The following is a 26,438-nucleotide window of genomic DNA, read 5'->3' on the forward strand; positions in this document are numbered from 1 at the left end:
TCCTCTGTTACACTTGCTGTAAAATCACTGCTCCCCAAGATAAGCCTCCCCCAAAAGCTACTAACAACAACCGCTCCGCAACATGGATATCATGTGTACGTAAGAGTTCGTCTAAAGCAATCCCCACAGAAGAGGCTGCTGTGTTACCATACTTAGCAAGAGTTTTAAATACCCGAGAGTCTTTAACAGCAAAACGTTTTGCAATAGCATCGATAATACGCTCATTTGCCTGATGAGGAACTAACCAATCTATATCTTTTTCTTGCAGCCCAGCTTCTGTAATGCAAGTCTTGGCAGCAAACTCCATTCGTCGCACTGCGTGCTTAAACACTTCTTTACCTTCCATAGTAATGAAATGTTGATGATTCTGTACGGTATCCTGAGAAGCCGGACAACGACTACCTCCTGCTGGTAACCGTAAAAGATCTCCTTGTTTTCCATCCGCTCCTAAATTCACTTTAGAGATTTCTAAAGCTCCTGGTCTAGAATGACCAACAATACACGCAGACCCTCCATCCCCGAATAACACACAAGTATTACGATCCTGATAGTTAACAAAGGAAGACAACTTGTCGGCCGCAATCACAAGCACACACTGATACATCCCAGATTCGACATATGCCTTGGCTATGGACAATCCGTAAAGAAACCCTGTACACGCGGCCAAGCAATCAAAGGCTGGAATTTCCTTAATTCCCAAATAGGCTTGAGCTAAGGCAGCACTGGAAGGGAAAATATAATCAGGCGCGGCAGTAGAAAATACAATACAGTCCACTTGACTTTTAGAGATTTTAGCCGCTTCTATAGCCTTTTCTGCCGCCTTAGCCCCCATAAAAGACGAAAACTCCTCAGCAGAAGCTATTCTACGCTCCTTGATTCCAGTTCTAGTCGAAATCCATTCGTCAGAAGTTTCAACTATTTTTTCCAAATCAGCGTTTGTCAAAATTTTCTTAGGCAAATACGAACCAGTTCCCCAGATCGAAGCTCTCATATCTTTTTTCACACGCACCCGCAAACAAAAAGAAAAAACCGAGTATACTGCTAGGGAAGTTTATACCCTAACCTTTATTTTGCATCTATCCTCATAATCGATTATCTAGGTGCTAGACCTAAATAGGCTTAAAAGACATGTTAAAATATCCTGATTACATTTCGAAACTCATTTCATTTTTAAAAAAGCTTCCAGGAATTGGCTTTAAATCAGCAGAAAAAATAGCTTTTGAATTATTAGAATGGGATCCATCTCAAATTGAGGCTATGGCTCAAGCATTACAAGAGTTCTCTACTTCGCATGCAACTTGCTCAAACTGTTTTTGTTTAAAAATCTCTCAAACTTCCCCTTGTAACTTTTGCAGTGAATCTCGAGATTCTTCTTCCTTATGTATTGTTGCAACTCCTAAGGATGTTTTCGCTCTTGAGAAATCTAAGATCTTCAAAGGACACTATTTCGTTTTAGGAAACTTACTTTCTCCCATCACTGGAAAGCATTTGTCTTTGGAAAAATTAGCTATTCTTAAGCAGCGAATTGAAGCTTGTTCCCCTAAAGAAATGATCATAGCTCTTGACGCAACTTTGGAAGGAGATGCAACTGCATTGTTTTTGAAACAAGAATTTTCTTACCTTCCAATAAAAATCTCTAGATTAGCTCTTGGGATGCCTGTCGGTCTCTCCTTTGATTTTGTTGATGCTAATACTTTAGCTCGAGCTTTCTCAGGAAGAAATTGCTTTTAAGCACCCTCTCAAAAGCGAAACTGTTTTTCAAAAAAAGACCTTTGGAGTATATTTGAGGCGGTTTATCTAGTTTTTGCTAGTGACCAGCAACCCCTCTGAGTTCTCCCCCGAACCTGCCAGAGGGGTTGCTTTTCGGGCTTTTTTTCGTTGTTTTCAAAGTTCTCTCTGTTCTCTTTTCTTCCTATATTTGTAGGGCTAGTCAAATTATCCTCGATTCTCTATTGTAATTGGATAGGTCTTGAGTAGTCTCTTCCTAATATGTGGGGACGCCTATGAGATTGGCTTCTGACCAAGTAAGAATGGTGCTCTTCCCAGAAAGAGTAAGAATAAAACTTCATCCCTAGCGCAGACTTTTCTAGATAAAGGAAGTAATAATGCTTGGAATACGCAAAAAAACGATTCTGCAACTCGCTGTTTTACTGTTGCTCACCTTTTCACGAAGTTCTTTCTGTTCAACTTCAGAAGGACGTATGGTCGTAGAGTCTATCACCATTACGACTCAAGGAGAGAATACTCAAAATAAACGAGCTATTCCTAAAATAAAAACAAAGCAGGGGACGTTGTTCTCTCAAGCAGATTTTGATGAAGATCTAAGAACACTTTCGAAAGATTTTGATCGAGTAGAGCCTATCGTAGAGTTTCGTAATGGACAAGCTGTGATCTCTCTGATTCTGACGGCAAAACCTGTTATCAGAGAGATCAATATTTCAGGAAATGAAGCTATCCCCACTCATAAAATTCTGAAAACTTTAGAGCTTTATAAAAATGATCTTTTTGATCGGGAATTATTCTTTAAAAATTTTGATGCGCTAAGAACTCTTTATTTGAAACGAGGGTACTACGATTCTCAACTCTCCTATTCTCATAATCATAATGAGAAAGAGGGCTTTATCGATATTTCCATCGAGATTAAAGAAGGACGTCACGGTCGCATAAAAAAATTAACGATTTCGGGAATTACGCGAACAGAAGCATCAGACTTAGGTGACATTGTTTTAACTAAACAATACTCCACAACAACGAGCTGGTTCACTGGTGCCGGAGTGTATCATCCGGACATGGTAGAGCAAGACTTATTTGCTATCACAAATTACTTCCAAAATAAAGGATATGCTGATGCTAAAGTAAGCAAAGAGGTCTCTACAGATGCTAAAGGAAACATTACTTTGCTTATCGTTGTAGACAAAGGACCTTTATACACATTAGGTCACGTACATATAGAAGGATTCACAGCGTTATCCAAAAGACTGCTCGATAAACAACTATTAGTTGGACCTAACTCCTTATATTGCCCAGATAAAATTTGGACTGGAGCACAAAAGATTCGTAGCGCATACGCTAGATATGGCTACGTGAACACTAACGTTGATGTCTCCTTCTCAGCGCACCCCACTCTACCTGTTTACGATGTTACCTATCGAGTGAGTGAAGGATCTTCCTACAAAATCGGGTTAATTAAAATCAAAGGGAACACTCATACTAAGCATGATGTGATTTTGCATGAGACTAGTCTTTTCCCTGGAGACACTTTTGATAGATTAAAACTGGAAGGTACAGAGACTCGTTTACGCAACACCGGCTACTTTAAAAGTGTAAGTGTCTATACGGTTCATTCCCAATTAGATCCTCTTGATTCTAACGACCTTTATCGAGATGTTTTTATTGAAGTCAAAGAGACTGAAACAGGAAATCTTGGGCTATTCTTAGGATTCAGCTCTATTGACCATTTATTTGGAGGGGCAGAAATTGCAGAAAGCAACTTTGATTTATTTGGAGCCCGAAACTTTCTCAAAAAAGGATTCAAATCTTTAAGAGGTGGTGGAGAATACCTCTTCCTAAAAGCTAATTTAGGAGATAAGGTCACCGATTACACTGTTAAATGGACGAAACCACACTTCTTAAATACCCCTTGGATTCTTGGAGTAGAATTAGATAAATCAATTAATAAAGCTTTATCAAAAGACTACTCTGTGGATACCTATGGAGGGAATATCAGTACCACCTACATTCTTAACGATAAGTTAAAATATGGGATGTATTACCGTGGTAGCCAAACAAGCTTAAGTTTGCGCAAAAAAACGTCCAGCTCTAATAGACCCGGACCAGATTTAGACAGTAATAAAGGATTCGTTTCCGCAGCGGGACTCAATGTTCTCTATGATTCTATTGATAATCCTAGAAAACCTACTATGGGAATCCGCAGCTCCTTAAACTTTGAATTATCTGGTTTAGGCGGAACTTACCAATTTACTAAACTAACAGCTAGTGGTTCTATCTATCGCTTATTAACTAAAAAAGGTGTTTTGAAAGTCCGTGCAGAAGCTAAGTTTATCAAACCTTTCGGAACAACAACTGCACAAGGCATTCCTGTCAGCGAACGGTTCTTCTTAGGAGGTGAAACCACTGTTCGCGGTTACAAACCTTTTATTATTGGACCGAAATTTTCTCCTACTGAACCACAAGGAGGCTTGTCTTCCCTACTATTAACAGAAGAATTTCAATATCCTTTGATTTCTCAACCTTGCATTAATGCCTTTGTATTTCTAGATTCCGGATTCATTGGGATAGAAGAGTACACTATTCGCCTGAAAGACCTTTGCAGTAGCGCCGGATTTGGTCTACGCTTTGATATGATGAATAATGTGCCAATTATGCTAGGCTGGGGTTGGCCGTTCCGCCCAACAGAAATCCTCAATAATGAAAAAATTGATGTATCTCAAAGATTCTTCTTTGCCTTGGGAGGAGTATTCTAGAATCCGAAAGGAGAAGGAGAGCATCCTTCTCCTTTCACCTATTGGTTATATTTTTATAGGAAAGAATTATGAAAAAGTTCTTATTACTTAGCTTAATGTCTTTGTCATCTCTACCTACATTTGCAGCTAATTCTACAGGCACAATTGGAATCGTTAATTTACGTCGCTGCCTAGAAGAGTCTGCTCTTGGGAAAAAAGAATCTGCTGAATTCGAAAAGATGAAAAACCAATTCTCTAACAGCATGGGGAAGATGGAGGAAGAACTGTCTTCTATCTATTCCAAGCTCCAAGACGACGATTACATGGAAGGTCTATCCGAGACCGCAGCTGCCGAATTAAGAAAAAAATTCGAAGATCTATCTGCAGAATACAACACAGCTCAAGGGCAGTATTACCAAATATTAAACCAAAGTAATCTCAAGCGCATGCAAAAGATTATGGAAGAAGTGAAAAAAGCTTCTGAAACTGTGCGTATTCAAGAAGGCTTGTCAGTCCTTCTTAACGAAGATATTGTCTTATCTATCGATAGTTCGGCAGATAAAACCGATGCTGTTATTAAAGTTCTTGATGATTCTTTTCAAAATAATTAACATGCGAAGCTAGCCGAGGAGTGCCGTATGTCTCAATCCACTTATTCTCTTGAACAATTAGCTGATTTTTTGAAAGTCGAGTTTCAAGGAAATGGAGCTACTCTTCTTTCCGGAGTTGAAGAGATCGAGGAAGCAAAAACGGCACACATCACATTCTTAGATAATGAAAAGTATGCTAAACATTTAAAATCATCGGAAGCTGGCGCTATCATCATATCTCGAACACAGTTTCAAAAATATCGAGACTTGAATAAAAACTTTCTTATCACTTCTGAGTCTCCTTCCCTAGTTTTTCAAAAGTGTTTAGAATTATTCATTACTCCTGTTGACTCAGGATTCCCAGGTATTCATCCGACAGCCGTTATCCATCCAACTGCGATTATTGAAGATCATGTTTGTATTGAGCCCTATGCTGTAGTTTGTCAGCATGCTCATGTTGGATCTGCTTGCCATATTGGGTCAGGTAGCGTCATTGGAGCTTATTCAACCGTTGGAGAACACTCTTATATCCATCCTCGAGTAGTTATTAGAGAACGAGTCTCTATTGGGAAACGAGTAATTATTCAACCAGGAGCTGTTATAGGCTCTTGTGGGTTCGGGTATGTTACTAGTGCTTTTGGACAGCACAAACATTTAAAACACCTCGGGAAAGTCATTATTGAAGACGACGTAGAGATCGGCGCAAATACAACTATCGACAGAGGCCGGTTTAAACACAGTGTTGTGCGTGAAGGTTCGAAAATTGATAATCTTGTGCAAATTGCCCATCAGGTGGAGGTCGGTCAACACAGCATGATTGTAGCTCAAGCTGGAATTGCAGGTTCTACAAAGATTGGCAATCATGTAATTATCGGTGGACAAGCCGGCATAACCGGACATATTTGCATTGCAGATCATGTCATTATGATGGCTCAGACTGGCGTCACTAAATCTATTACTTCTCCAGGGATCTATGGCGGAGCGCCTGCTCGTCCATATCAAGAAATTCATCGCCAAGTAGCCAAAGTACGCAACCTTCCACGACTCGAAGAACGTATCGCAGCACTTGAGAAACTAGTCCAGAAATTAGAAGCTCTCTCAGAACAACATTAATTTAATTGAGCTGTCTCTGATGTAATTTGGATATGCCTGCAAAAAGGCTTACAGAGAGCTTTTTTTTCAGCAATAATACCTTAATAAGCTTTTTCCGGATAATTTCCGGACACACTCTCCCTGTAGAGACTAGATGCAATAAACGCTTCTCGCTAAATTGAAATTCAGCTAACGACGAGAACGTGAAAACGTCTCCCCCTTTATGTAGGGTTTCTATAGCCATTTCATCATCATGGAAAATATGGCTCCCAGAGAATCTTAAACAAGATCTATCTATGTTTACTGACAAGGCTGCTATGGTCCCCATAAGATCATAGTTAACGGAAATAGGATTTAAACCATCCCGTTCTTGAGTAGAAGAATGAAACACCTCTCCTTGAACAATTTGTGATTTCTGAATCCCTCGACACAATTCGAAATACTGTTTGTTATCTAAATCTAAAATTTCCTTATACATCAGAGCAATAGACACCATTCGTTCTTTAAGAAAAATGCCAACAGCTTCTCCAAGTTGAAAAAAATTTTCTTTCTCTTGAAAAGGTGCCCGATTGATGTATGAACAATAGGCCTGCAGCGCATAGGAAACCGTTGTAGCTATCAATACGGGAACAGGTCTTGCCTTATTCACCTGATATAAGTATCTATCGAACGATTCAAAAGGTCCGGCAGAAAACAAAATACCGCCCAACTCCCTTTTCTCAAAAGCAAAGAAAAACTTTAAGAAATCTTCCCATCCTAAATTCAAAGGAGGCGTATAGAAAAACAGTTGTGCTAACTGTTGTCTAAAAAACTTTAAAGAGGAGAATAAATCACTAATATCTCGTAATTCTTCTTCGGAACAAGGAAAAGTTCCCGTATGCTTTAATGGTGCTGCCTGCACCGAGATTTCGGACTGTTGAGGACAAAAACATTTGATTCTTTTCCGGATAGCTAAAAGTTTTTTCTCTAATTTTAATGCTTTATCTTGCTCTCTTTCTTCCAAAGATTGTTTATTTTCTCCAGCGACTTCCGATAATCTGCCTACATTAGGAATCCCTCGAGGTAGGATACCAAAGAAAGAATTCACTATAAACTCCACACAAATAAAATTTTTGAGCGGATATTGTATTTTTTTATCTGTTAAAATGCAACAAAGGAACTCTCTAGAAAACCCCCTTATAAGGCCTTCTGAACAAGGAAAATGAAATTTCAAAACTTCAAACCAACTTCATCTCTATCCATTTTTCTGGGTAGTGCCGAAAAGTTTTTTTTTGTAGCATAGACTTGGCGCCCAGCAGTATATATTATATTTGCGAAGGCCGGACCTTTCCGGTTACTTTTCCGCGCCGGCCTTGCATAGCCAGAGTGAAATTCAAAAGATTTATTTGAAAGACATTCTAGAATTTTTCAGGAACCCTTTATCCAAGAGAATCTATGCATCCTCTGACTCTCAACATAGCTTCTGAGGAAACTACAGAAGCCCGAGTTTTTCATGTTATTGAAAACTTCGGAAATTCTTTCTGCATTGACCTTTTGAAAAAAATGCTACTCATTCGCGAATTTGAGATTCGCGGAGAAGAGGCCTATTTAGAAGGCCTTGTTGGAGGATTTTATCACTCTTATATCGGTCAAGAAGCTGTTGCTACAGCAGCTATTGCTTGCACAGGGAAAGACCACTGGTTTTTTTCCTCTTATCGTTGTCACGGAGTAGCTCTGCTGCTGGATATCCCTTTACGACAACTGGCAGCAGAACTTCTAGGGAAAGAAACAGGGTGTGCTTTAGGACGAGGCGGATCTATGCATATGTGTGGTGATCGTCTTCCTGGAGGTTTTGGTATCGTTGGTGGACAAATTCCTCTGGCTGCAGGTGCAGCATTTTCTATGAAGTACCAAAACTCATCTTCTATATCTATGTGTTTTATTGGAGATGGAGCTGTAGCTCAAGGAGTCTTTCATGAAACATTAAATTTTGTAGCGCTTCACTCCCTTCCCTTAATGCTCATTATTGAAAACAATGGATGGAGTATGGGAACAGCCTTACATAGAGCCATTGCTAAACAGCCTATAGCAGAATCCCAAGCGATTTCTTATGGTCTTTCTTCGATCACTTTGAATGGATTCGATTTATTTAATTCGCTTATAGGATTTAGAGAAGCTTATCACCACATGCAACAAACAGGTTCTCCTATTATCGTAGAGGCGCTATGTTCTCGATTTAGAGGACACTCTATTTCCGATCCTAATTTATATCGCTCTAAAGAGGAAATGCAATGTCTTCTCAAAAGAGATCCTATCCTTTTTGCAAAAGAATGGCTCATTCGTGCGAATGTCCTATCCGAAGATGATTTTAAAGATTTGCGTCAAACAAGCAAAACAGCTGTCCTAGAAGCAGTCGCTCAAGCTCGTCTTGATCCAGAACCAGCTGTAGCTACTTTAGAAGAGGGGGTCTATGCCTAATTTTGTTACACTCGAAATCCGAGAGGCTATTAGACAAGCTATTGATGAAGAAATGACCAGAGATCCTAACGTCTGTATCCTAGGAGAGGAGGTCGCTGAATATAATGGTGCTTATAAAGTTACTAAAAACCTCTTAGATAAATGGGGACCCACTCGAGTTATTGATACACCCATTAGCGAAGCTGCTTTCTCTGGAATTGGAATCGGAGCAGCGCTAACTGGACTTCGCCCAATTATTGAATTTATGAGCTGGAACTTCTCTCTAGTTGCTGCTGATCAAATCATTTCTCATGCAGCAAAAATGTATTATATGACTGGAGGGAAATTTGCTGTTCCTATCGTTTTTAGAGGCGCTAATGGAGCTGCTGCGCAAGTCTCTTGCCAACATTCTCATTGTGTTGAAGCTCTTTATGCCAATATTCCTGGCTTAATTGTCATTGCTCCATCAACTCCAGCCGATGCAAAGGGACTTCTTAAATCTGCTATTCGGGATAACAACCCCGTTCTATTCTTAGAAAATGAATTAGACTACAATCTTAAGGGAGAGGTCCCTTCAGAAGAATACCTGATCCCCATTGGGAAAGCTCGTATCGTTCAAGAAGGAAAAGATTTAACAATCATTTCGCATAGCCGCATGGTTTCTATCGTTGAGCAAGCTGCTAAAACAGCAAAACAACGATGGGGACTCTCTATTGAAACCATTGACTTACGAACGATCAAACCTTTGGATGTTGCCACTCTCCTCACTTCTGTCAAAAAAACAGGGAATTGTCTTGTCGTTGAAGAAGGGCATTATTTTTGTGGTATATCTTCGGAAGTGATTACGACGATTACAGAACATATTTTTGACTACCTAGATCATCCTCCTCTACGAGTCTGTCAAAAAGAAACGCCTATGCCATATAATAAAACTCTAGAGATGGCGACTCTCCCAAATATTAACCGCATCCTGGATGCCATTGAAAAAATTATGAGGTAACGTTGTGGTTTCTTTGTTAAAAATGCCTAAGCTCTCCCCTACAATGGAAATAGGGATTCTTGTTAAATGGCACAAAAAAGCTGGGGATGAAATTCATTTCGGGGATGTATTACTAGAAATCTCTACTGATAAAGCTGTTTTAGAACATACAGCTTCTGAAGATGGTTGGTTATTAGAAATTCTTGTTGAAGAAGGAACCAAAACTCCTATTGGCACTCCTATCGCTGTATTTTCAACAGAACAAAATGCTCAATATGATTTAAAACAGCTCCTACCTTTGGAAGGAACTGTTGTTACAGATGCAGCTACAGAAGCATCGCCAAAAAACTCTGCTCAAACAGATTCTCAATACACAAGTGGCCCTTCCATAACTATGATGGGATTCCGTCCGGAACCACCTTTAGCTATTCCTCTAACTATTAAACATTCCAACGATCCAGTATTAGCTTCTCCTTTAGCAAAAAAATTGGCCAAAGAGCAAAATCTAGACCTCTCTGGAGTAACTGGTAGTGGACCTGGAGGACGGATCGTAAAGAAAGATTTGGAAAAAGCTCCTCCTTTAAGAATTGCTGGGTTTGGTTACCCTGAAGCTCCAAATGTTAATCCGGGATCTTATATAGAAGAACCTCTTTCCCCTGTTCGAGAAGTCATATCTAAACGTCTGCAAGCTGCTAAAACCTTTATTCCTCACTTTTATGTAAGGCAGCGCATTTACGCTTCCCCCCTTCTTGCATTATTAAAAGAACTTCAAGAACAAAATATTAAGCTCTCTATCAATGATTGTATTGTACGAGCCTGTGCTTTAGCTCTGAAAGAATTCCCAGAAATTAATTCTGGATTCAATAGTGTCGACAATAAGATTATTCGGTTTTCTACGATTGATATCTCTATTGCTGTAGCTATTCCTGATGGAGTTATCACTCCTATTGTCCGCTGTGCTGATAGAAAAAATATTGGTATGATCTCTGCAGAAATCAAAGGACTTGCAACTAAAGCCAAACAGCAGTCTCTTGCAGAAGAAGAATATAAAGGAGGTTCTTTCTGTGTATCTAATCTTGGTATGACAGGGATCTCTGATTTCACTGCTATTTTGAATCCTCCACAAGCTGCTATTCTAGCTGTAGGAAGCGTAGAGGAACAACCTGTAGTCTTAAATGGAGAGCTAGCTGTAGGCTTGACCTGTATGTTGACATTGTCGGTAGACCACAGAGTGATTGATGGATATCCTGCAGCCATGTTCATGAAACGACTGCAGAGACTCCTCGAAGCTCCTTCTGTTTTACTTCTCAATTAAAGAAGGGAATGTTTCCCTTCTTTCTTCTAAGAAGTTGGTCGGGAAATATTCCAAATATTCGATGCATACTCAGCGATTGATCTATCGCTTGAAAAGAACCCTATCCCCCCTACATTGTAAATAGACTTCTTCGTCCACTCTTCAGGTTGCTTGAATAAGCTTGCAACACGGTTCTGTGTATTTATATAGGCTTCCAAATCTGCAAGAACAAAGAATGGATCTCCCTCATTTAAAAGTCGGTTTACAATAGGTTTAAATAAGTCCTTATCTTCTTGAGAAAACTTGGCTTGCGCAATCATATCAAGAATTTCTTGAATTGTTGGATTTGCGTTACAGATGCCTTGAGGATAGTATTCTTTGCGTAGCTCAGAGATTTCCTCTTCTAGAAGACCAAAAATGAACATATGCTCTTTCCCGATATGTTCAGCCATTTCGATATTGGCACCATCCATAGTGCCAATTGTCAAGGCTCCGTTCAAAGCAAACTTCATATTCCCTGTCCCAGAAGCCTCCATTCCGGCTGTTGAAATTTGCTCAGATAAATCGGTTGCAGGAATGATAGCTTCTGCTAAAGAAACTCTGTAATTTGGCCAAAAGATGACTTTTAGCTGATCGTTCACTTTAGGATCATTATTAACAACAGCTGCTACATTATTAATCAATTTTATGATCAGCTTGGCCATAGCATAGCCAGGAGCCGCTTTACCTCCAAAAATGACCGTTGTCGGAACAATCTCTCCAGATCCATTACGGATTTCATTATAAAAATAAATCACGCGGAGAATATTCATAAGTTGACGTTTATACTCATGTATCCGCTTAATATGGCAATCAAAAATGGACTGAGGATTTACAGTGACCCCAAGTTCTTTATAAATTCGAGCTGCTAGTTCCTCTTTATTCTGGATTTTAATATTACGCCACTCTTCCCTGAACCCACTATCTTCAGCTAAAGGAATTACCTTATGTAGATGCGTGAGATTCGTTAAATATTCTGTGCCTATCGTTCGGTTCAATAACGAACTTAACTTTTTATTGGAAAGAGCCAACCAACGTCTAGGTGTAATCCCATTAGTGACATTGATAAATTTATCCGGGAAAAACTCAACAAAATCCTTAAATAGAGTACTTTTTATAAGTTGCGAATGAAAAGTGGATACTCCATTTACCTTATTCGTTCCAACAACTGCTAGATTTGCCATATTTACAAATTTAGAACTTCCTTCCTCGATAATAGAAAGAGCTCGACGCTTATCATTATCTCCAGGATATTTCTGCGATACTTTTGCTAGCCAACGTGCATTAATTTCATAAATAATTTCTAAATGACGAGGAAGAACCTTAGAAAATAAATCTAAAGACCATCTCTCTAATGCTTCAGGAAGAATCGTATGATTAGTATAATTGAATATCTTTGTGGTTGCATCCCAGGCAACATCCCAATCCAGCTCTTCACGATCAACTAATAAACGCATCATTTCTGCAATGCCTAAAGCTGGATGCGTATCATTCAGCTGAACTGAGACTTTTTCAGACAATTTATCTAGAGATAAATGTGTTTTAGTATAACGACGCAGAATATCTTGTATCGTAGCAGATACAAGGAAATACTCTTGCTTCAGACGTAACTCTTGTCCTTCAGAAATAGAATCATTGGGATAAAGTACGCGAGTGATATTTCCTGCTAGAGCTATATCTTCGATAGCTCGAATGTAATTCCCGTGGTTAAAATAACTAAATTCAAATCCATGACGCGATTGTGCTTGCCACAAGCGTAAAGAATTCACTGCATCATTATTGAAACCTGGAACAGGAACATCATAAGCCATAGCTAAAACTTCCTGGGAATCCACTAACTCTGCAACATCCCTACCTCTTGAGTCGATGCTATGCTTTACCTTCCCATAAAAATGTACGGGATATAAGTATTCTCCTCGACAAATCTCCCAAGGATTTCCATAACGCAACCATTCATCGGGGGACTCGACTTGAAAACCATTCTCTATCTTCTGATCGAAAATACCGTAATCGTAACGAAGGCCATACCCATAAGCTGGAATCTCTAGTGTTGCCATAGAATCAAGAAAACATGCCGCAAGTCGACCTAATCCTCCATTACCGAGACCCGCATCATGTTCCATTTCTACCAGTTGATCGAAATCGTAGCCCAAATCAAAGAGGGCTTCTTTCACTAAATCTAGAAGACCTAAGTTCAAAAGATTACTTTTTAAACTCCTCCCTAGCAAAAATTCCATGGATATGTAGTACACTCGTTTTACATCGTTATCATAATAACCGCTTTGTGTCTTTAACCACCCTTTAGCCATCCATTCCAAAACAGTTTTAGCAACGGCTGTAAAAATATCTCTGGTTGATGCCGATTGAGGAGTCTGGACTACCCCACAATATACCCTTTCGAGGATAGCTTGCTTCATAGATTCAACATTGATCTTTGTCCGATCGAAATACATAGAGGCTTCTCATGTAAAGAGTTTGTTTGCTTGTGAATAAGAAATATTAATATTAAAAGAAAGATTTCTATTCTCAACAGACGATACTGCAGAGGGTCTTGATATTCGGTAAAAAATCAAGTAAAATGTTCGCCTTTTTTAGTTAAGGAGGCTTTATGGGTATCAAACCTCATGATCATGGCTGTTGGGGAAGTAGAGGGAACATCTTTACCTTACAAGATCTGGATACGCAGCAAGCAAATCAGAGCGCCGCTGCTTCTTCTTCCTCTGTTCTAAAGTCGGAATGTGCAGCAAAAGTTGCTCACTGTGCACTAGGATTCCTCTTTGGACTAGGATTTATCCTTTCTATTGTTACATTTATTGCGGCAGCTGCAACTCTGCCTCTCGGAACTGTAACGATTCTTATTATGGTTACCCAAGCAGCTTTTGCAGCCGCTCTCGCCTTTAAACTTTATGACCTATTCAAGCACGACGTGCCTACTTGTTCGATTACTTCAAAGGCGTAGTATAATTCCCGAACGGTGTACAAGGAGGCGGCGCAATTGCCTGCCTCCTACCTCTAGTCTTCTATAAAATCTAAACTTTGATAAGCTGATGAAAGTCGCTTTGTTAATTCTTGTATCGCACGAGAAACATCGCACTCTCTATCATCTTCTTCTAGTTTTTGCGAGATAGCTCGAATGGAAGAAATCACTGTAGAGTGGTCTCGAGAGAACACTTCCCCAATTTTTACATATGACAAAGAAAGCTTCTGTCTACACAAAAACATGGCGACCTGCCTAGGTAAAACATATTCTCTGGACTGAGAACGACCTAGAACACTTTCCGGAGAAACGCCATAATATTGAGCTGTAGCACGAACAATACCGGATGGAGTTAAACGAATACTCTCGGCAGCCTGCAATACATCATGTAATAAAGCCTCTATGTCTCCTTGATAAAGCATTTGATGTGAAAGCTTTTTATAAGCAACTCGCTTAGCTAAAGTTGTTAATGCGTGTAACAAAGACTTCACATGGGATGATAGAGCCTGAATTAGAAAATCTAAAGCAGTCTCCTCTATACGAATATTCAGTTTTTCTGTTCTTCTTTCTAAAAAACTTTTTAATCCTTCTCTTATTAAAGGACTAACGGGAATCGAAATCCCCCACTCAAAGCGACTAATTAATCGTTCTTCCATAGCCTTTAAATCTCCTGGAGCAAAGGTAGAAGAAATCACGATCAACTTGCCTTCTGTATGCAACGAATTGAACGTGTGGAAGAACTCTTCTTGAGTAGCTCCTTTACCTGAGAGCACTTCTATGTCTTCAATGAACAGAGCTTCTACATTACGATAAAACGCTCGGAAACGCTGCATCTCACCAGAACGAATAGCTGACACTAGGTGTTCCGTAAATAGCTCTGACGTAACATACAGAGTTTTTACACCAGCTTCACGAAGTCCTCCCACAGCAGCCTGCATCAGATGTGTTTTTCCGGAGCTTTCAGGACCAAATAGATAAATAGGGTTAAAAGGAAAACCTTTGCCTTGTTCAGAAACCTTAGCAAATTCTTGAAGAATTCTTACAGGTAGATCATTCTCCGGAGTCACAAGAAAGTTAGCAAAAGACATGTTCGGATCAATGTCCCCATACTTCATAGTGAAGTATGCAGTCTTTTCTTGCTGGATCTGAGTCTCCTTAAACGGTGTAGATTTATCTAGGGAAGTCACGCGCACGCGAATTGGCTTCCCATTATTATTAATTAAACTAGCTTTAACTTTATGACGAATATGCTCTTCGAACCAAGTTACTTGAAAAGAATCTTTCGCTTCCAAATATAAGTTGCACGCATCAAAGCATAGGACCTTCAAGGACCTCAGCCATTTATTGACGGTATCCACTCCAATTTCTTTTTCTTGAAGCAAAAGGAACTCTTCCCAAGCTCGCATAAAACTATCTCAGCTAAATAGTTTTGATAAAACTATTCTAATTAAAAAACAGTACTACTTACCTTTTCGGTATTCTCTATCTCTTCTTATTGATAATTACTTCATGCTGCAGATGTTTTTCATCTAAAATTTTGTTTGTTACCCATTGTTGGATAACTCCTAGTAACATAGAAGAGAACCAGTAAATATTTAACCCGGAAGGGAAATTATAAAACATGAAAGTAAATAACAACGCCATCATTGTTCCCATAGCTTCTTGCTGACGTTGTTGATCTGACGCAGGACCAGATCGTTTCACAGCAGAAATTTTCTGCTGAGCAAACATGACTACACCTAGCAAAATAGGAAGAAGATGGAACTCTTTCCCGATAAACCATATAGGTGTTTCCCAAGAAAAGAGAACATCAGGAGCTGTCAAGTTATCTATCCATCCAGGGATAAAGCTAGCTCCCCTTAATAGAAACGATGACTTCAATAAATCGAACATCGCTATCAAAAATGGAATTTGTATAAGCAAAGGAAGACAACCCGTTATCGGATTAACTTTATTCATCTTATACAAAGCCATAATTTCCATTTGAGCTCGCTTAGGCTCACGCTTATATTTCTGCTGAATCTCCTGAATATAAGGAGAAAGCTTTTGCATACGACGCATAGACCGGATAGACCAAGCATTCAAAGGATAGAGTAAAAGCTTCAGTACGATCGTTAATAAGATAATAGAAATTCCCCAAGAGCCTGTGAGGAATTTAAAGAATTTCATTATGACAAATAATAATGCTGCAAAAGGCTCAGTTATAAAACTAAAGAACCCTCTGAAAGCAATCGCATCAACATACTCAGGAGTTTCTCCTTTAGAATTCGCGTTAGCTCTATCTAAAGCTTTTAAAGTAGGGTCGGCTAGAGGCCCTGCATATACCATAAATTGATAACGCCCAGCTTCCTTAGGCAAAGGTAGCATTGCCGTATAGCCAGGATATTTCGAAGCAGGATAAGCTTGATCTTTTGGAGGAAGTTGAGAAAGCCGTGTAGGAACTACATTCCCTGGAATAAAAGAAGAAGCATAGCCCGCTGGAATAGGAGTTCGAGGGGTTAGAATTACCCCAAAGTACCCATTAGAATTCAAAATCCATTGAGGAGTTGCGTTGTTCCGTACCAGCAAAGAATCCTTAGCTTTAGGTAATTTCACATTAAAGAGATCACTCTTATTTTTCTTCACAGCATGATACTTCACAGCTGGAACAAAAGCGTTGGACATAATCTCAACTTCTGGAACGCCAGATGTGATCCACAAATCTTCTCGTCCTTGAGTAGTTTGAATCTCTAACTCAAAGGCGTAAGGCTGCTCTCCCAGCGAGTAGGTTCTTCTAATTCCACCATCCCCGCTCTCTAAAATTAAAGTTTTATTATCGAATGAAACAACACGAAAGCCGGTAGCAACAGGAGAAGCCAATTCTCTTCCTGAAACAATATTTAAAGCTTGATATTGTGCAGGCACTCTCTTTTTAACGTCAGATAGCGTTCCACGTCTGAGTAAAGGATAATAGCCTCCCACAACATTTGCTATGTTTTGACGTTGAGAATCGATAGTTTCGACTCCGGGGAAAGAGGCTTCTGAAGGAGAGTTAATTGCTAACTCTCTATCAAACCCAATCTCATTAACAATACTTTTATTCTCTTCTTGATCAGAAGCAAAAGGAAGATTAATTCCCTCGATAGCTCCACTTTCTTGAGAAACTACAATTTGCATGTATTCATTGGAGAGCATGTAGTAGCTACCAGATGCTGTAGGATTTTCTTTATCAGCAAAGACTACAGCCCGTGCCATAGGGAGATCTAAAGACTCAACACACTCTTCTTTAGAATTATAAATACCTAAAGGTACAAATCCATTCCCGGTATTGAGAAAAACTAATGATGTGCCGTAGATAGCGCCCGCTTTATTCGCAATCTTCCCATCCTTATATTCTCCTAGGAAAACAAGAGGCTCCTGATTGCTACGAAATTCTGCTACTAAAACCGGGAAAGCATCTCTTTGATTAGGGAGATATACAGAACTTCCTTTCGACAAAACTTCTTGCCCAGTTTCTCCATAGAGGGAAACAAGGATCCCTCCAAAAGTACTAGTCTGTTCTATCAGACTCCAATAAGTTCCTCTGGAATAGACTTCAGGATGAGATCCCCCTTTTGTCAGCAGCAATAAACGATTCCCCAAACGAATAGCATACTGATTGACTGATTCGCTCTCCTCAAGAGAAGCTGTCCAAGGTACTACACTCAATTGCTCTGTTGAAGCTAATATTTGCTCAGAAATAGCTCGCTGCTTTTCTGCAAGATCCTGGCATGACTTCAAGTCTCGATAACCGAAGAAAATTTGGCAGCCCAAAAATGCCGCGCTTACCAAGGAAACAAATAATAACGTTCGTTTATTCATTCTCATCCGAGGTGGGTTCTCCCTATGGGGAGGGAAGCCTCGTTCCTATCAAGGTTGCTTTAATTCCCTAATCAAAAAAACTTTGCAGAAAGACAAAACCTCTCCACTTCTTGTCGAGAATCGTCTTTTGCTTACAAGAGATTCAACTCTGCTCTTCCGAACGGAGCTTCATACTATGTAACTTGGCGTCATTTTATAGAGGGTATCTTTTCCATGCACTTGGAAAATAACCATCCCCCCTCTCTACATCAAAAAGTTTAATGTAGAGTCGCTTTCAGATGTGGACGCTAGCAATATATATTCAAAGACTTTGCATCATTTTTTTTTACTAGCAATCCAAATGATTCCAACTCCTAGAAAAATCATCGGAATAGACAACCATTGCCCAATTGTTAATATGTTTTCTTCGCCAAGCCATGCTCCTTGGTGTGTTTTGAAAAATTCAGCGCAAAAACGAATTACTGCTACCCCAATTAAAGCGCCTGCTGCACTATAGCCAGAACCCAAACGAATAACACCACGATAGCAAAGCCTGTACAGAATACAAGAAAGCACTAAATAACCAAGGCCTTCGTAAAGCTGAACAGGATGTCTAGGGATTTGGCCTCCACCATTCGGAAAAATCACTCCCCAAGGCATGGATGTAGGGGTTCCTAGAATTTCCTGATTCATAAAGTTCCCCACGCGAATCAGCAAAGCTGCACAACCAAACACTGCTCCACAAAGATCGCAAATGTAGGTTACTGAAAGCATAGGCAACTTACGAATATGAAGTCGCGAAAATACAGCTGCCCAAATCACCACAGAGATCACAGCTCCATGACTAGAAAGCCCTCCTTTCCATATTTTTATAATCTCAGAAGGATTTTCAAAATAAAAACTCCCTCCATAGAAAAGAACGTAAGCAAGCCTAGCTCCAATGATGATAGCTAAAAGAGCTCCTAAAGCAAAATTTTCCAGACTTGTTCGGAGTTCTTTTTTCTCCTCCCTGTCTTTACACAATGCTGTTGCCAGCTTGATGCCCGAAAAAGATGATAAAAAAATTCCTAGAGAAAATAAGATTCCGTACCACGATAAATGAAGCCCAACTCGCGGGAAAGATAAGAGAGTTCTAGACTGGTCCCAATGTATCACGTTTTTATCACCTCTCTCAAAAAGAAAAACTTTTCTAAATAAAAAAGACTATGCCAAAAATTTTTTGCTAGCAATCTTGCAAAAAAGATCTTCGCACGGTTTTCTCTCTCGTCAGCTATATTAGTTGCTTTTTGAAAATACTCATGCTAGAGTTCTCCTTAATACATAAGTTCCTCAGGTCTTTTGCGCAAGCTTACAAGAGTGTTGCTAGGGACGTAAAATCGAATCAATTTTTTCACTGAGTTGCGTTATGCGAAAATTCTGGTTACTTGCTTCTTTCGGCCTTTTGTCTTTAACTACGACTACTCTTTCTAGCTGTGCTGTATCTAATTCTGGCAGCTACAATGCTAGACTATACACTAAAGGGAGCAAGGCTAAAGGAGTCGTCGCCATGCTACCTGTTTTTTATCGAACAGAAAAGTCTGCAGAACTACTCCCTTGGAATTTACAAGCAGAGTTTTCCGAAGAGATTAGCAGACGTTTGCACTCTTCTGATAAACTACTTTTAATCAAACACCACGCTTCAGCTGGTGTTGCTGCACAATTTTTTTCTCCTACTCCTAATATTTCGCCCGAATTAGCGACTCAGCTGTTGCCTGCGGAATTCGTAGTTGCGGCAGAAATTTTAGAACAGAAAACAACGGAAGATGTTTTAAACCCTTCTATTTCAGCATCTGTTCGTGTGCGAGTGTTTGATATTCGTCACAATAAAGTCTCTATGATATACCAAGAGATTTTAGACGCGAGTCAATCTCTCGCCTCTGGAAGCAACGATTATCATCGTTATGGCTGGCGTTCGAAAAACTTCGATTCGACTCCGATGGGCCTCATGCATCAGAGATTATTTAGAGAGATTGTTGCTCGCGTAGAGGGATATGTCTGCGCAAACTACTCTTGATATATGGTGGGTCTAGGACTTCTATTAGTTTTTGTTGGAATTTCAATTTTCCTTGTGAACGGGTTTTTTGTATGGCCAAAGCCTGAAAAACATACCCGTTTACCATTCAGCTTAGTGTGCTTGGGGGCAGTGTTATTGCTTTTACCGGCTCTGCTCCCCACCGGAGATCCTCTTTCCTCTATTTCTAAAGTCTCCTTTCACGGCATCTTTGTCTTTAGTGCCTTTCTTTTTTTACTATTGGGATTACCGGCTCCTATCACCCAATCTATTTTGTATGCAGGAAGAACAACTAGCTCAACTCCATGGTTACTTGCCATAAGAGCTGGTGCTCGCATGTGGGTTATTACCATTACCGCTACACAAATACTTGCACGATTATTACATCTTGTCCTGCCACTCATTTTGCCCAAACAACTTTTTCAAGAGCAGGTGATTACGGAAGAAATTCGAGAACAGCTATCAACTAGGCCAGACCTTCTCTATATTTTCTGTATAGCTATGCTGATTCCTATTGCTGAAGAAATCTTTTTTAGAGGAATTCTCCAAACTTTCTTCAAAAATACATTTTCTAGAAGTAAAGCTGTTGTAACAAGTTCATTGATCTTTGCTATCACACACATAGAAGCTTCTTTAGGTAGCTTCATCTTTGTGCCAACTTTGTTTGTCTTTTCTTTATGCGCTGGCTTTATTTACGAGAAGGTACGGCATATTGCCGCTCCTGTGACCCTACATATCCTGTTCAATAGTTGCCAACTAGCGTTACTGTCCTTATAAAAAAAAGAGGGGTGTGACAAAAAGGATAGATAGAGAATAAAAAAGTAAGCCAGAGAAAACTCCTAGCACAAAAGGCCTATCCTTAGGGCTGCTACCTTCCGATCCTGACCCGGTTCAGAAGTCTCTCATCTTAAGAGGTCCCCAGCTTACGGGATCTTTGGTACCATAAATACAGTTTTCTCTCAAGTCTCTTTCCCTAAATCCTTATTAAGAAATTTTTTCTTGCTGTTTCATACGAGCCCAGTATTCTTCAGCCTGTTCTAAAGAAATTTGATTATGAGGATCAAAAACATGAGGAGATCGACGACGCAACTTAGCCAAGGCTTCTACAAATACTTCTTCAGCTTTAAGCTTTCCTTCTCTTTCTAGCAAGAAGCACAAGGTCAATACTAAAGTAAGTACGTCTCCGGCTTCCGAAGCGATTTCCAACGAAGCTTTATTTTCTTGTACAGCATCAGCCAACTCCTGACACTCCCCTGCTATATACTGCAACATAGACTCCACACTCTGTAAATTAGTCCAAGGACAAACTCCCTGTAAAGCCATTGCTCGCGAAATTTCAACCAATTGTAAGATGCCTTTTTCTTCCATAATTCATACTCCTTCAAAAAAATGGGTGGTGCAAGAGTTAATAAAAAAACCGTGAAAACCCTCTCTCAAGCGGAAAATCCTAAGCTACAGTTGAGGAATCCGTAGCCGAAGAGAAAAAGTGGAATTCTTCTAGCATTTTTTATACATAATGAGAATAATCCGGGTCCGCTCACAATAACCCAAATCGAATGTTTTCTTCAGCAATTGTTATTCTAACTGCAATTTTTGTCTTGTGCTCGGGGTTTGTTTCTTTATCGCATATAGCTTTATTCTCGCTCCCTTCTTCCCTTATTGCTCATTACAGTCACTCAAAAAATAGGCAGCTCCGACAAATTGCCAATCTTATGGCCTACCCCAATCATTTGCTCATGACCCTAGTCTTCTTCGACATAGGGATTAATATTGGAGTGCAAAACTGCATAGCAACCTTAGTAGGCGATTCGGCATCTCTATTGCTTACCGTAGGAGTTCCCCTCGCTTTGACACTAGTTTTGGGAGAAATTGTCCCTAAGGTTATCGCAATCCCTTACAATGCACGAATTGCAAAGATTGTAACCCCAATCATCTTTGCCTCAACTAAAAGCTTCCGCCCTATATTTGATTGGGCTATCTCGGGTATCAATTTTATCGTTCAGAAAATGTTGGCCCGTCAAGAAAGTGATTTTATTCAACCCCAAGAATTAAAAGAAGTCCTCCGAAGCTGTAAAGATTTCGGAGTTGTAAATCATGAGGAAAGTCGTCTTCTATTTGGCTATCTATCCATGGAAGAAGGTAGCATTAAAGAACGCATGACGCCCAAACAAGAAATCATTTTTTATGATGTCCTTACTCCGATTGAAAATTTATATAAACTCTTCTCTGGACCTAAACAAAGCTATTCCAAAGTTCTAGTTTGTAAAGGTGGTCTACAAAATCTCTTAGGAGTTTGTTCTGCAAAATTGCTTCTTCTCTACAAAGAAAAATTACAATCTGCCGAAGAACTCTTGCCTCTCCTTCGTAAACCTCACTACATTCCTGAAACAGTATCAGCTAAGACAGCTTTGTATCATCTAGCAGGAGAAGACTGTGGTTTAGGTATTATCATTGATGAATATGGGTCTATAGAAGGATTGATCACCCAAAATGATCTATTTAAAATAGTCTCTGATGGGGTAGCTCATAATCGCCCATCTTTTAAACAATTCGCTCACTCAGACAAGAATGTTGTTATTGCTGCAGGCACCTATGAGCTTTCTGATTTCTATGACCTGTTTGGAGTTGATCTTCCTACTACAGCTAATTGCGTTACCATAGGCGGATGGCTGACAGAACAATTAGGAGAAATCCCTGAAACAGGAACAAAATTCGCTTGGGGACAATTTGTATTCCAAATACTAGACGCGGCTCCTAATTGTGTGAAACGGGTGTATATAAGGAAAACCCATGGAAACTAACTCTCCCTTTTTCTGGTTAGGAGTGAACCTCCTTTGTATTTTTGTCCAAGGGTTCTTTTCCATGATGGAAATGGCTTGCATATCATTCAATCGCGTGCGGTTGCAATATTACCTTACGAAAAGCAATAAAAAAGCCTCTTACATTAACTTCCTTGTTAGAAGACCTTATCGCTTATTTGGAACCGTAATGTTGGGAGTAAATATTGCTTTGCAAATAGGGTCTGAGTCATCACGAACTTGTTACAAACTCCTAGGGATTTCTCCTGAATATGCTCCTGCAACGCAAATTATTTTAGTCGTCATTTTTGCTGAATTAATTCCTTTAGCTATCTCTCGTAAAATTCCAGAAAAAATCGCCTTAAAAGGAGCCCCTATCCTCTATTTCGCTCACTATCTTTTCTATCCGCTCATCCAATGTGTCGGTGGCATTACCAATATGATCTACTTTATTCTGAATATTAAGGAAGAGACGCTCCACTCAACGCTTAGCCGAGATGAATTGCAAAAGACATTAGAAACTCATCATGAAGAGCATGATTTCAATGTGATAGCTACAAATATTTTCTCTTTAAGCGCAACTTCTGTAGAGCAAGTATGTCAATATTTGGACCAAATCCCGATACTTTCAGCTACCGCTTCCGTACGAGATGTTTGCCAGCTCGTTCGTCGCCATCGTTTAGATTTTGTCCCTGTTTACCATAAAGTTAAAAAGAATGTAGTGGGAATAGCTTTTCCAAAAAACCTCATTAATCGAAATCCCAGTGACCCTGTTGTCCCTTACCTAAGCTCTCCCTGGTTCATAACAGCTAAATCTAAGCTCATTCATGCGATCCAAGAATTCCGCAAGAATAGTTCTAACGTCGCCATTGTTTTAAATAATAATGGCGAGCCTATGGGAGTTTTAGGCTTACATACGGTGTTTAAAACGTTATTCAACACAAGAAATATCGCCCAATTAAAACCCAAACCAACTTCTTTAATTGAACGAACTTTCTCTGGGAACACACCTTTGTCTGAAATAGAAAATGAGCTCGATATTATTTTTATGGATAATGATTGTACAACAATTGAGCAACTCATGTTAAAACTTCTGGATACTCCTCCAGAAGTAGGCGCCTCTATCATTATCAACGACCTACTGTTAGAGGTAAAAGAGATTTCCTTGTACGGCATCAAAACTGTTGCTATCAAAGATACTCTGTAACGATTACGCGTACTGCTGTAAGTGTTTTACAACGCGAATTACCCTCCGTGCTGCTGTAAGAATTTCTTCTTCTGAAAGTAAATAACTAAAAGAAAATCGTAGAGTAGCTACTGCAAGATCTTGAGGCACTTTCATTACTGTTAATGACTTAAAAACTGTAGTTGCTCCAGAAGAACACGCAGAGCCATAACCACAAGCCACCCCTTCTAGATCTAAAGCGATTTGCATCACTTCTCCCTCTAAACCAGGGAAAGCTATTGCAGAAAGATTGCTAACTCGAGGCTTGTCTTGACAATGCACGATACATTCAGGGAAAGTTTCTTGTATACGCGACTCAAATAGATCCCTATAAGAACGCATAGTTTGAGCTATGGCAGGCTGCTCGACTAATAACTTGCTAAAAATATAACGCAGGGAAGCAATACCATGAATATGCTCCGTTCCCGAACGAATACCTCCTTGTTGTCCTCCTCCAGAAATTATTGGAGATATTTTGATTTTTGGAGATGTAAGAAGGACTCCGATTCCCGAAAGAGCGTGAAACTTGTGTCCAGAAAAAGCAACCATTGAAACTCCCTCTGGAATGTGAATAACTTCTTTTCCTACAATAGCCGTGGCATCCACTATCAAAAGTAGTTGGCGTTCTTTAGCAAATTCGGCTATAGCTTCAAGATCAATTCTTACACCAACCTCACTATTCACCCATCCCAAAACGATGGCTGAGGTATCTGATTGAACAGCTTCTTTAATTTGTTCTAAAGAAACAACGCACTCTCCAGGAATAGGGTCCAAGTAAGTCACGGAAAGCTTTGCTTGCTTTAAAGGTTCGATCACTGCTGGATGTTCCATGCTGGAAGTAATAACATGGCTTCCTGTAGGAATATTTTGAATTGCCAGGTTAAGACTTTCTGTTGCTCCAGAAGTATAAATCACCCGACAATGACTAAACCCCAGAGCTTTTTCTATAAGAGTTGAAGTTTCTTTAACCAATTTTTTGGTTTTCTTTCCAAAACTGTGAACACTAGAAGGATTCCCGAACCCACCTTCGCCTATGAAAAGAGAATGTAAACACATCAAGACGCCAGGCTCTAAAAGAGCTGAAGCGTTCGTATCTAAGTATATAGTCATAAAAATTAACGCATCCGAACCAGTATAACAGTAGCATTATCTCTACCGCCCCGACTGTTTGCTAAGGAAATAAGGATATTCCCACCTTCTTCCAGAGTAGTCGTCTGCGTTAATATATCTAGCATGTCATGATCAGAAACAGCACTAGTTAGACCATCAGAACAAAAAACAAATAGGTCTTCTTTCTCATAAGACATCTCTCTAATATCAAGAGACACATGGGGACGACTTCCCAAAACATTTGTCAGAACGTTCCTTCCAGGATACCTTTTCACACTTTGTTTTGAAAGCCCATATCGAGAAGCTAAGTGATTCGCAAGAGAATGGTCTTCAGTTAATCTTTCTAGCATCTTATTTCTTAATCGGTAAACCCGACAATCTCCCACATGAAATAGCCAAGCTTTACCTCTTCGGAATTGCATACAACTCAAAGTAGTTCCCATACCTTTGAATTGCTCATTCGACAATCCCTGGCGATAAATTAATAAGTTTATCTCTGATACTATAGTCTTTATAGACTCTTTATACTGCTCATCTCCAAACCGTTCCAAATCTACTTTATGTAAATCGACAAGCTGCATAAGATTACCAACAGCCTCATAAGAAGCTACTTCTCCTGCACGATGACCTCCCATTCCGTCTGCAATGGCAATGAGCTGCGAATCATAGTTTACCTGCCAAAAATCTTCGTTGTTGTGCCTAACTAAACCAACATCACTCAATCCAAAGTATTCGAAATCCGCAACAATCATCACGCCCTCTCCGCCCAAGGAATTTCCATAGACGGTTGATAAATCAATCGCTTAAGATTCTCGGAGGTATAGCAAAGATTTTTTTAAAAAATAAAGCAAACTTTTATCTGTATAAAAAGGTTGTTAATCTGTTTCTTTTTCAAAAAAAAGTTTGTGTAAAGAGGGTCTATCTCCAAAAGATGGGAAGAAGAAATTTTTATTCTCCCCCCCCCCCCCCATCAAACAGAAGTATTTTACTCTGCCGAAAAAACAACACTTAAGTATAGTTGGGTATCAAAAGTTGCCTCCCTTTTAATAAGCCGTACTTAGAGGATTCGTACAATGACAACGTGGACTTTGAATCACAATAATCTTACAAAATTCCTGACCCATGCTCAGCTAGAACCTTCTTTAGAACGAGAAAGCGGCTTAATCTATATCACAGTCCCTGCGGGAGAACATGAGCTTCCTCTCTTTTTCGTTATTCGTAATGAAGGAGAAGTTTTGCAACTAGTCTGCTATTTCCCTTATCAAATACAGCAGAATCAACGTGATACCACAGCAAGGCTTTTACATCTCGTCAACCGCGACATCGACATTCCAGGATTTGGAATGGATGAGGAACAAAACATTATTTTCTACCGTCTAGTTATCCCTTGCCTAAAGGGCGAGATTAATGAGGACTTACTACGTGTTTACATTGATACAATCAAGTTGATTTGTGATAGCTTCTTCCATGCAATAGGATTGATCTCGACAGGAAACATGGATCTGGATGAATTGAAAAAGCAAGCAAAACTAGAAAATAACCAATCCGATCAGCTAGAGCCTTAGA

Annotated in this window: 21 protein-coding genes, 1 other RNA gene and 1 pseudogene; 13 read left to right on the top strand and 10 right to left on the bottom strand. The window is 39.6% G+C overall.

What is annotated here, in order from left to right; translation table 11 throughout:
• Positions 1-7: 7 nt before the first annotated feature.
• On the bottom strand, positions 8-991 hold the full coding sequence (locus CTA_RS01290; protein WP_009871586.1) for a ketoacyl-ACP synthase III: 984 nt from the start codon (positions 989-991) through the stop codon (positions 8-10).
• A 137-nt stretch (positions 992-1,128) separates the two neighbouring features.
• On the opposite strand from CTA_RS01290, the gene recR reads away from it, so the two are divergent.
• From recR to lpxD, 4 genes are all read left to right on the top strand, one after another.
• Positions 1,129-1,731, top strand: coding sequence for a recombination mediator RecR (gene recR / locus CTA_RS01295; protein WP_009871587.1), 603 nt, complete (start codon positions 1,129-1,131; stop codon positions 1,729-1,731).
• A gap of 374 nt (positions 1,732-2,105) precedes the next feature.
• Positions 2,106-4,484 carry an outer membrane protein assembly factor BamA gene (gene bamA / locus CTA_RS01300; RefSeq protein ID WP_011324660.1) on the top strand — a complete coding sequence of 793 codons (2,379 nt, stop codon included), beginning with the start codon at positions 2,106-2,108 and terminating at the stop codon, positions 4,482-4,484.
• Positions 4,485-4,552: 68 nt separating this feature from the next.
• Positions 4,553-5,074, top strand: a complete 522-nt coding sequence (locus CTA_RS01305; RefSeq protein ID WP_009871589.1) for an OmpH family outer membrane protein — start codon at positions 4,553-4,555, stop codon at positions 5,072-5,074.
• Between the two features lie 27 nt (positions 5,075-5,101).
• Positions 5,102-6,166: a UDP-3-O-(3-hydroxymyristoyl)glucosamine N-acyltransferase gene (gene lpxD, locus CTA_RS01310; RefSeq protein WP_009871590.1), complete on the top strand. Its 1,065-nt coding sequence runs from the start codon at positions 5,102-5,104 to the stop codon at positions 6,164-6,166.
• On the opposite strand, the pseudogene CTA_RS01315 reads toward lpxD, so the two are convergent.
• Positions 6,163-7,358, bottom strand: a pseudogene (locus CTA_RS01315) (hypothetical protein). The gene lpxD and the pseudogene CTA_RS01315 overlap by 4 nt on opposite strands.
• Before the next feature lie 221 nt (positions 7,359-7,579).
• On the opposite strand from CTA_RS01315, the gene pdhA reads away from it, so the two are divergent.
• Genes pdhA through CTA_RS01330 form a run of 3 tightly spaced genes read left to right on the top strand, consistent with a single transcriptional unit; the run spans position 7,580 to position 10,875 of the window.
• Positions 7,580-8,602, top strand: coding sequence for a pyruvate dehydrogenase (acetyl-transferring) E1 component subunit alpha (gene pdhA, locus CTA_RS01320; protein WP_010725133.1), 1,023 nt, complete (start codon positions 7,580-7,582; stop codon positions 8,600-8,602).
• Positions 8,595-9,581 (top strand): pyruvate dehydrogenase complex E1 component subunit beta, encoded by a 987-nt coding sequence (locus tag CTA_RS01325; RefSeq protein WP_009871593.1) that lies wholly within the window; start codon positions 8,595-8,597, stop codon positions 9,579-9,581. Before pdhA ends, CTA_RS01325 begins: the two co-directional genes overlap by 8 nt.
• 4 nt (positions 9,582-9,585) lie before the next feature.
• On the top strand, positions 9,586-10,875 hold the full coding sequence (locus CTA_RS01330) for a pyruvate dehydrogenase complex dihydrolipoamide acetyltransferase (RefSeq protein ID WP_011324662.1): 1,290 nt from the start codon (positions 9,586-9,588) through the stop codon (positions 10,873-10,875).
• Positions 10,876-10,901: 26 nt separating this feature from the next.
• Here the strand turns inward: CTA_RS01330 and CTA_RS01335 are convergent, their stop codons facing one another.
• Positions 10,902-13,346 carry a glycogen/starch/alpha-glucan phosphorylase gene (locus CTA_RS01335; RefSeq protein ID WP_011324663.1) on the bottom strand — a complete coding sequence of 815 codons (2,445 nt, stop codon included), beginning with the start codon at positions 13,344-13,346 and terminating at the stop codon, positions 10,902-10,904.
• Positions 13,347-13,501: 155 nt separating this feature from the next.
• Between CTA_RS01335 and CTA_RS01340 the strand changes: the two genes are divergently transcribed.
• Positions 13,502-13,852, top strand: a complete 351-nt coding sequence (locus CTA_RS01340; protein ID WP_011324664.1) for a hypothetical protein — start codon at positions 13,502-13,504, stop codon at positions 13,850-13,852.
• 53 nt (positions 13,853-13,905) lie between these two features.
• Here the strand turns inward: CTA_RS01340 and dnaA are convergent, their stop codons facing one another.
• The 3 genes from dnaA to CTA_RS01355 form a co-directional block, all read right to left on the bottom strand.
• A complete protein-coding gene (gene dnaA, locus CTA_RS01345; RefSeq protein WP_009871597.1) occupies positions 13,906-15,276 on the bottom strand; it encodes a chromosomal replication initiator protein DnaA in 1,371 nt (456 codons plus the stop codon).
• 76 nt (positions 15,277-15,352) lie between these two features.
• A complete protein-coding gene (yidC, locus tag CTA_RS01350; RefSeq protein WP_011324665.1) occupies positions 15,353-17,716 on the bottom strand; it encodes a membrane protein insertase YidC in 2,364 nt (787 codons plus the stop codon).
• 309 nt (positions 17,717-18,025) lie between these two features.
• Entirely contained in the window at positions 18,026-18,844 is an 819-nt protein-coding gene (locus CTA_RS01355) for a prolipoprotein diacylglyceryl transferase (protein WP_010725140.1), read from the bottom strand.
• Between the two features lie 250 nt (positions 18,845-19,094).
• Between CTA_RS01355 and CTA_RS01360 the strand changes: the two genes are divergently transcribed.
• Positions 19,095-19,742, top strand: a complete 648-nt coding sequence (locus CTA_RS01360) for a CT253 family lipoprotein (RefSeq protein ID WP_009871600.1) — start codon at positions 19,095-19,097, stop codon at positions 19,740-19,742.
• Between the two features lie 3 nt (positions 19,743-19,745).
• Entirely contained in the window at positions 19,746-20,516 is a 771-nt protein-coding gene (locus CTA_RS01365) for a CPBP family intramembrane glutamic endopeptidase (protein ID WP_011324666.1), read from the top strand.
• Positions 20,517-20,562: 46 nt separating this feature from the next.
• On the opposite strand, the gene ffs is transcribed toward CTA_RS01365, so the two are convergent.
• An RNA gene (gene ffs, locus CTA_RS04860) (signal recognition particle sRNA small type) lies at positions 20,563-20,661 on the bottom strand.
• 62 nt (positions 20,662-20,723) lie between these two features.
• Positions 20,724-21,107, bottom strand: a complete 384-nt coding sequence (locus CTA_RS01370; protein ID WP_009872505.1) for a MazG nucleotide pyrophosphohydrolase domain-containing protein — start codon at positions 21,105-21,107, stop codon at positions 20,724-20,726.
• A gap of 188 nt (positions 21,108-21,295) precedes the next feature.
• On the opposite strand from CTA_RS01370, the gene CTA_RS01375 reads away from it, so the two are divergent.
• Together CTA_RS01375 and CTA_RS01380 are read left to right on the top strand one after the other, a co-directional pair.
• Positions 21,296-22,540, top strand: a complete 1,245-nt coding sequence (locus CTA_RS01375) for a CNNM domain-containing protein (RefSeq protein WP_009871603.1) — start codon at positions 21,296-21,298, stop codon at positions 22,538-22,540.
• Complete coding sequence (locus tag CTA_RS01380; protein WP_010725142.1) at positions 22,530-23,744, top strand: CNNM domain-containing protein; 1,215 nt, start codon at positions 22,530-22,532, stop codon at positions 23,742-23,744. The genes CTA_RS01375 and CTA_RS01380 overlap by 11 nt, the downstream gene beginning before the upstream one ends.
• Before the next feature lie 3 nt (positions 23,745-23,747).
• Here CTA_RS01380 and CTA_RS01385 read toward each other — a convergent pair whose 3' ends face one another.
• Both CTA_RS01385 and CTA_RS01390 read right to left on the bottom strand, forming a co-directional pair.
• Positions 23,748-24,872: a cysteine desulfurase family protein gene (locus tag CTA_RS01385; protein ID WP_010725144.1), complete on the bottom strand. Its 1,125-nt coding sequence runs from the start codon at positions 24,870-24,872 to the stop codon at positions 23,748-23,750.
• A gap of 5 nt (positions 24,873-24,877) precedes the next feature.
• Complete coding sequence (locus CTA_RS01390) at positions 24,878-25,624, bottom strand: PP2C family protein-serine/threonine phosphatase (protein ID WP_009871606.1); 747 nt, start codon at positions 25,622-25,624, stop codon at positions 24,878-24,880.
• 321 nt (positions 25,625-25,945) lie between these two features.
• On the opposite strand from CTA_RS01390, the gene CTA_RS01395 reads away from it, so the two are divergent.
• Positions 25,946-26,437, top strand: a complete 492-nt coding sequence (locus CTA_RS01395) for a YbjN domain-containing protein (RefSeq protein WP_009871607.1) — start codon at positions 25,946-25,948, stop codon at positions 26,435-26,437.
• Position 26,438 lies beyond the last annotated feature (1 nt).

The organism is Chlamydia trachomatis A/HAR-13 (assembly GCF_000012125.1).
Taxonomy (GTDB): Bacteria; Chlamydiota; Chlamydiia; order Chlamydiales; family Chlamydiaceae; genus Chlamydia; species Chlamydia trachomatis.

Excerpts from the sequence above, each read along its gene's own strand:
- CTA_RS01290 (WP_009871586.1), bottom strand. The coding sequence starts at position 991 with ATGAGAGCTTCGATCTGGGGAACTGGTTCGTATTTGCCTAAGAAAATT.
- recR (WP_009871587.1), top strand. The coding sequence starts at position 1,129 with ATGTTAAAATATCCTGATTACATTTCGAAACTCATTTCATTTTTAAAA.
- bamA (WP_011324660.1), top strand. The coding sequence starts at position 2,106 with ATGCTTGGAATACGCAAAAAAACGATTCTGCAACTCGCTGTTTTACTG.
- CTA_RS01305 (WP_009871589.1), top strand. The coding sequence starts at position 4,553 with ATGAAAAAGTTCTTATTACTTAGCTTAATGTCTTTGTCATCTCTACCT.
- lpxD (WP_009871590.1), top strand. The coding sequence starts at position 5,102 with ATGTCTCAATCCACTTATTCTCTTGAACAATTAGCTGATTTTTTGAAA.
- pdhA (WP_010725133.1), top strand. The coding sequence starts at position 7,580 with ATGCATCCTCTGACTCTCAACATAGCTTCTGAGGAAACTACAGAAGCC.
- CTA_RS01325 (WP_009871593.1), top strand. The coding sequence starts at position 8,595 with ATGCCTAATTTTGTTACACTCGAAATCCGAGAGGCTATTAGACAAGCT.
- CTA_RS01335 (WP_011324663.1), bottom strand. The coding sequence starts at position 13,346 with ATGTATTTCGATCGGACAAAGATCAATGTTGAATCTATGAAGCAAGCT.
- CTA_RS01340 (WP_011324664.1), top strand. The coding sequence starts at position 13,502 with ATGGGTATCAAACCTCATGATCATGGCTGTTGGGGAAGTAGAGGGAAC.
- dnaA (WP_009871597.1), bottom strand. The coding sequence starts at position 15,276 with ATGCGAGCTTGGGAAGAGTTCCTTTTGCTTCAAGAAAAAGAAATTGGA.
- yidC (WP_011324665.1), bottom strand. The coding sequence starts at position 17,716 with ATGAGAATGAATAAACGAACGTTATTATTTGTTTCCTTGGTAAGCGCG.
- CTA_RS01360 (WP_009871600.1), top strand. The coding sequence starts at position 19,095 with ATGCGAAAATTCTGGTTACTTGCTTCTTTCGGCCTTTTGTCTTTAACT.
- CTA_RS01365 (WP_011324666.1), top strand. The coding sequence starts at position 19,746 with ATGGTGGGTCTAGGACTTCTATTAGTTTTTGTTGGAATTTCAATTTTC.
- CTA_RS01370 (WP_009872505.1), bottom strand. The coding sequence starts at position 21,107 with ATGGAAGAAAAAGGCATCTTACAATTGGTTGAAATTTCGCGAGCAATG.
- CTA_RS01375 (WP_009871603.1), top strand. The coding sequence starts at position 21,296 with ATGTTTTCTTCAGCAATTGTTATTCTAACTGCAATTTTTGTCTTGTGC.
- CTA_RS01380 (WP_010725142.1), top strand. The coding sequence starts at position 22,530 with ATGGAAACTAACTCTCCCTTTTTCTGGTTAGGAGTGAACCTCCTTTGT.
- CTA_RS01385 (WP_010725144.1), bottom strand. The coding sequence starts at position 24,872 with ATGACTATATACTTAGATACGAACGCTTCAGCTCTTTTAGAGCCTGGC.
- CTA_RS01390 (WP_009871606.1), bottom strand. The coding sequence starts at position 25,624 with ATGATTGTTGCGGATTTCGAATACTTTGGATTGAGTGATGTTGGTTTA.
- CTA_RS01395 (WP_009871607.1), top strand. The coding sequence starts at position 25,946 with ATGACAACGTGGACTTTGAATCACAATAATCTTACAAAATTCCTGACC.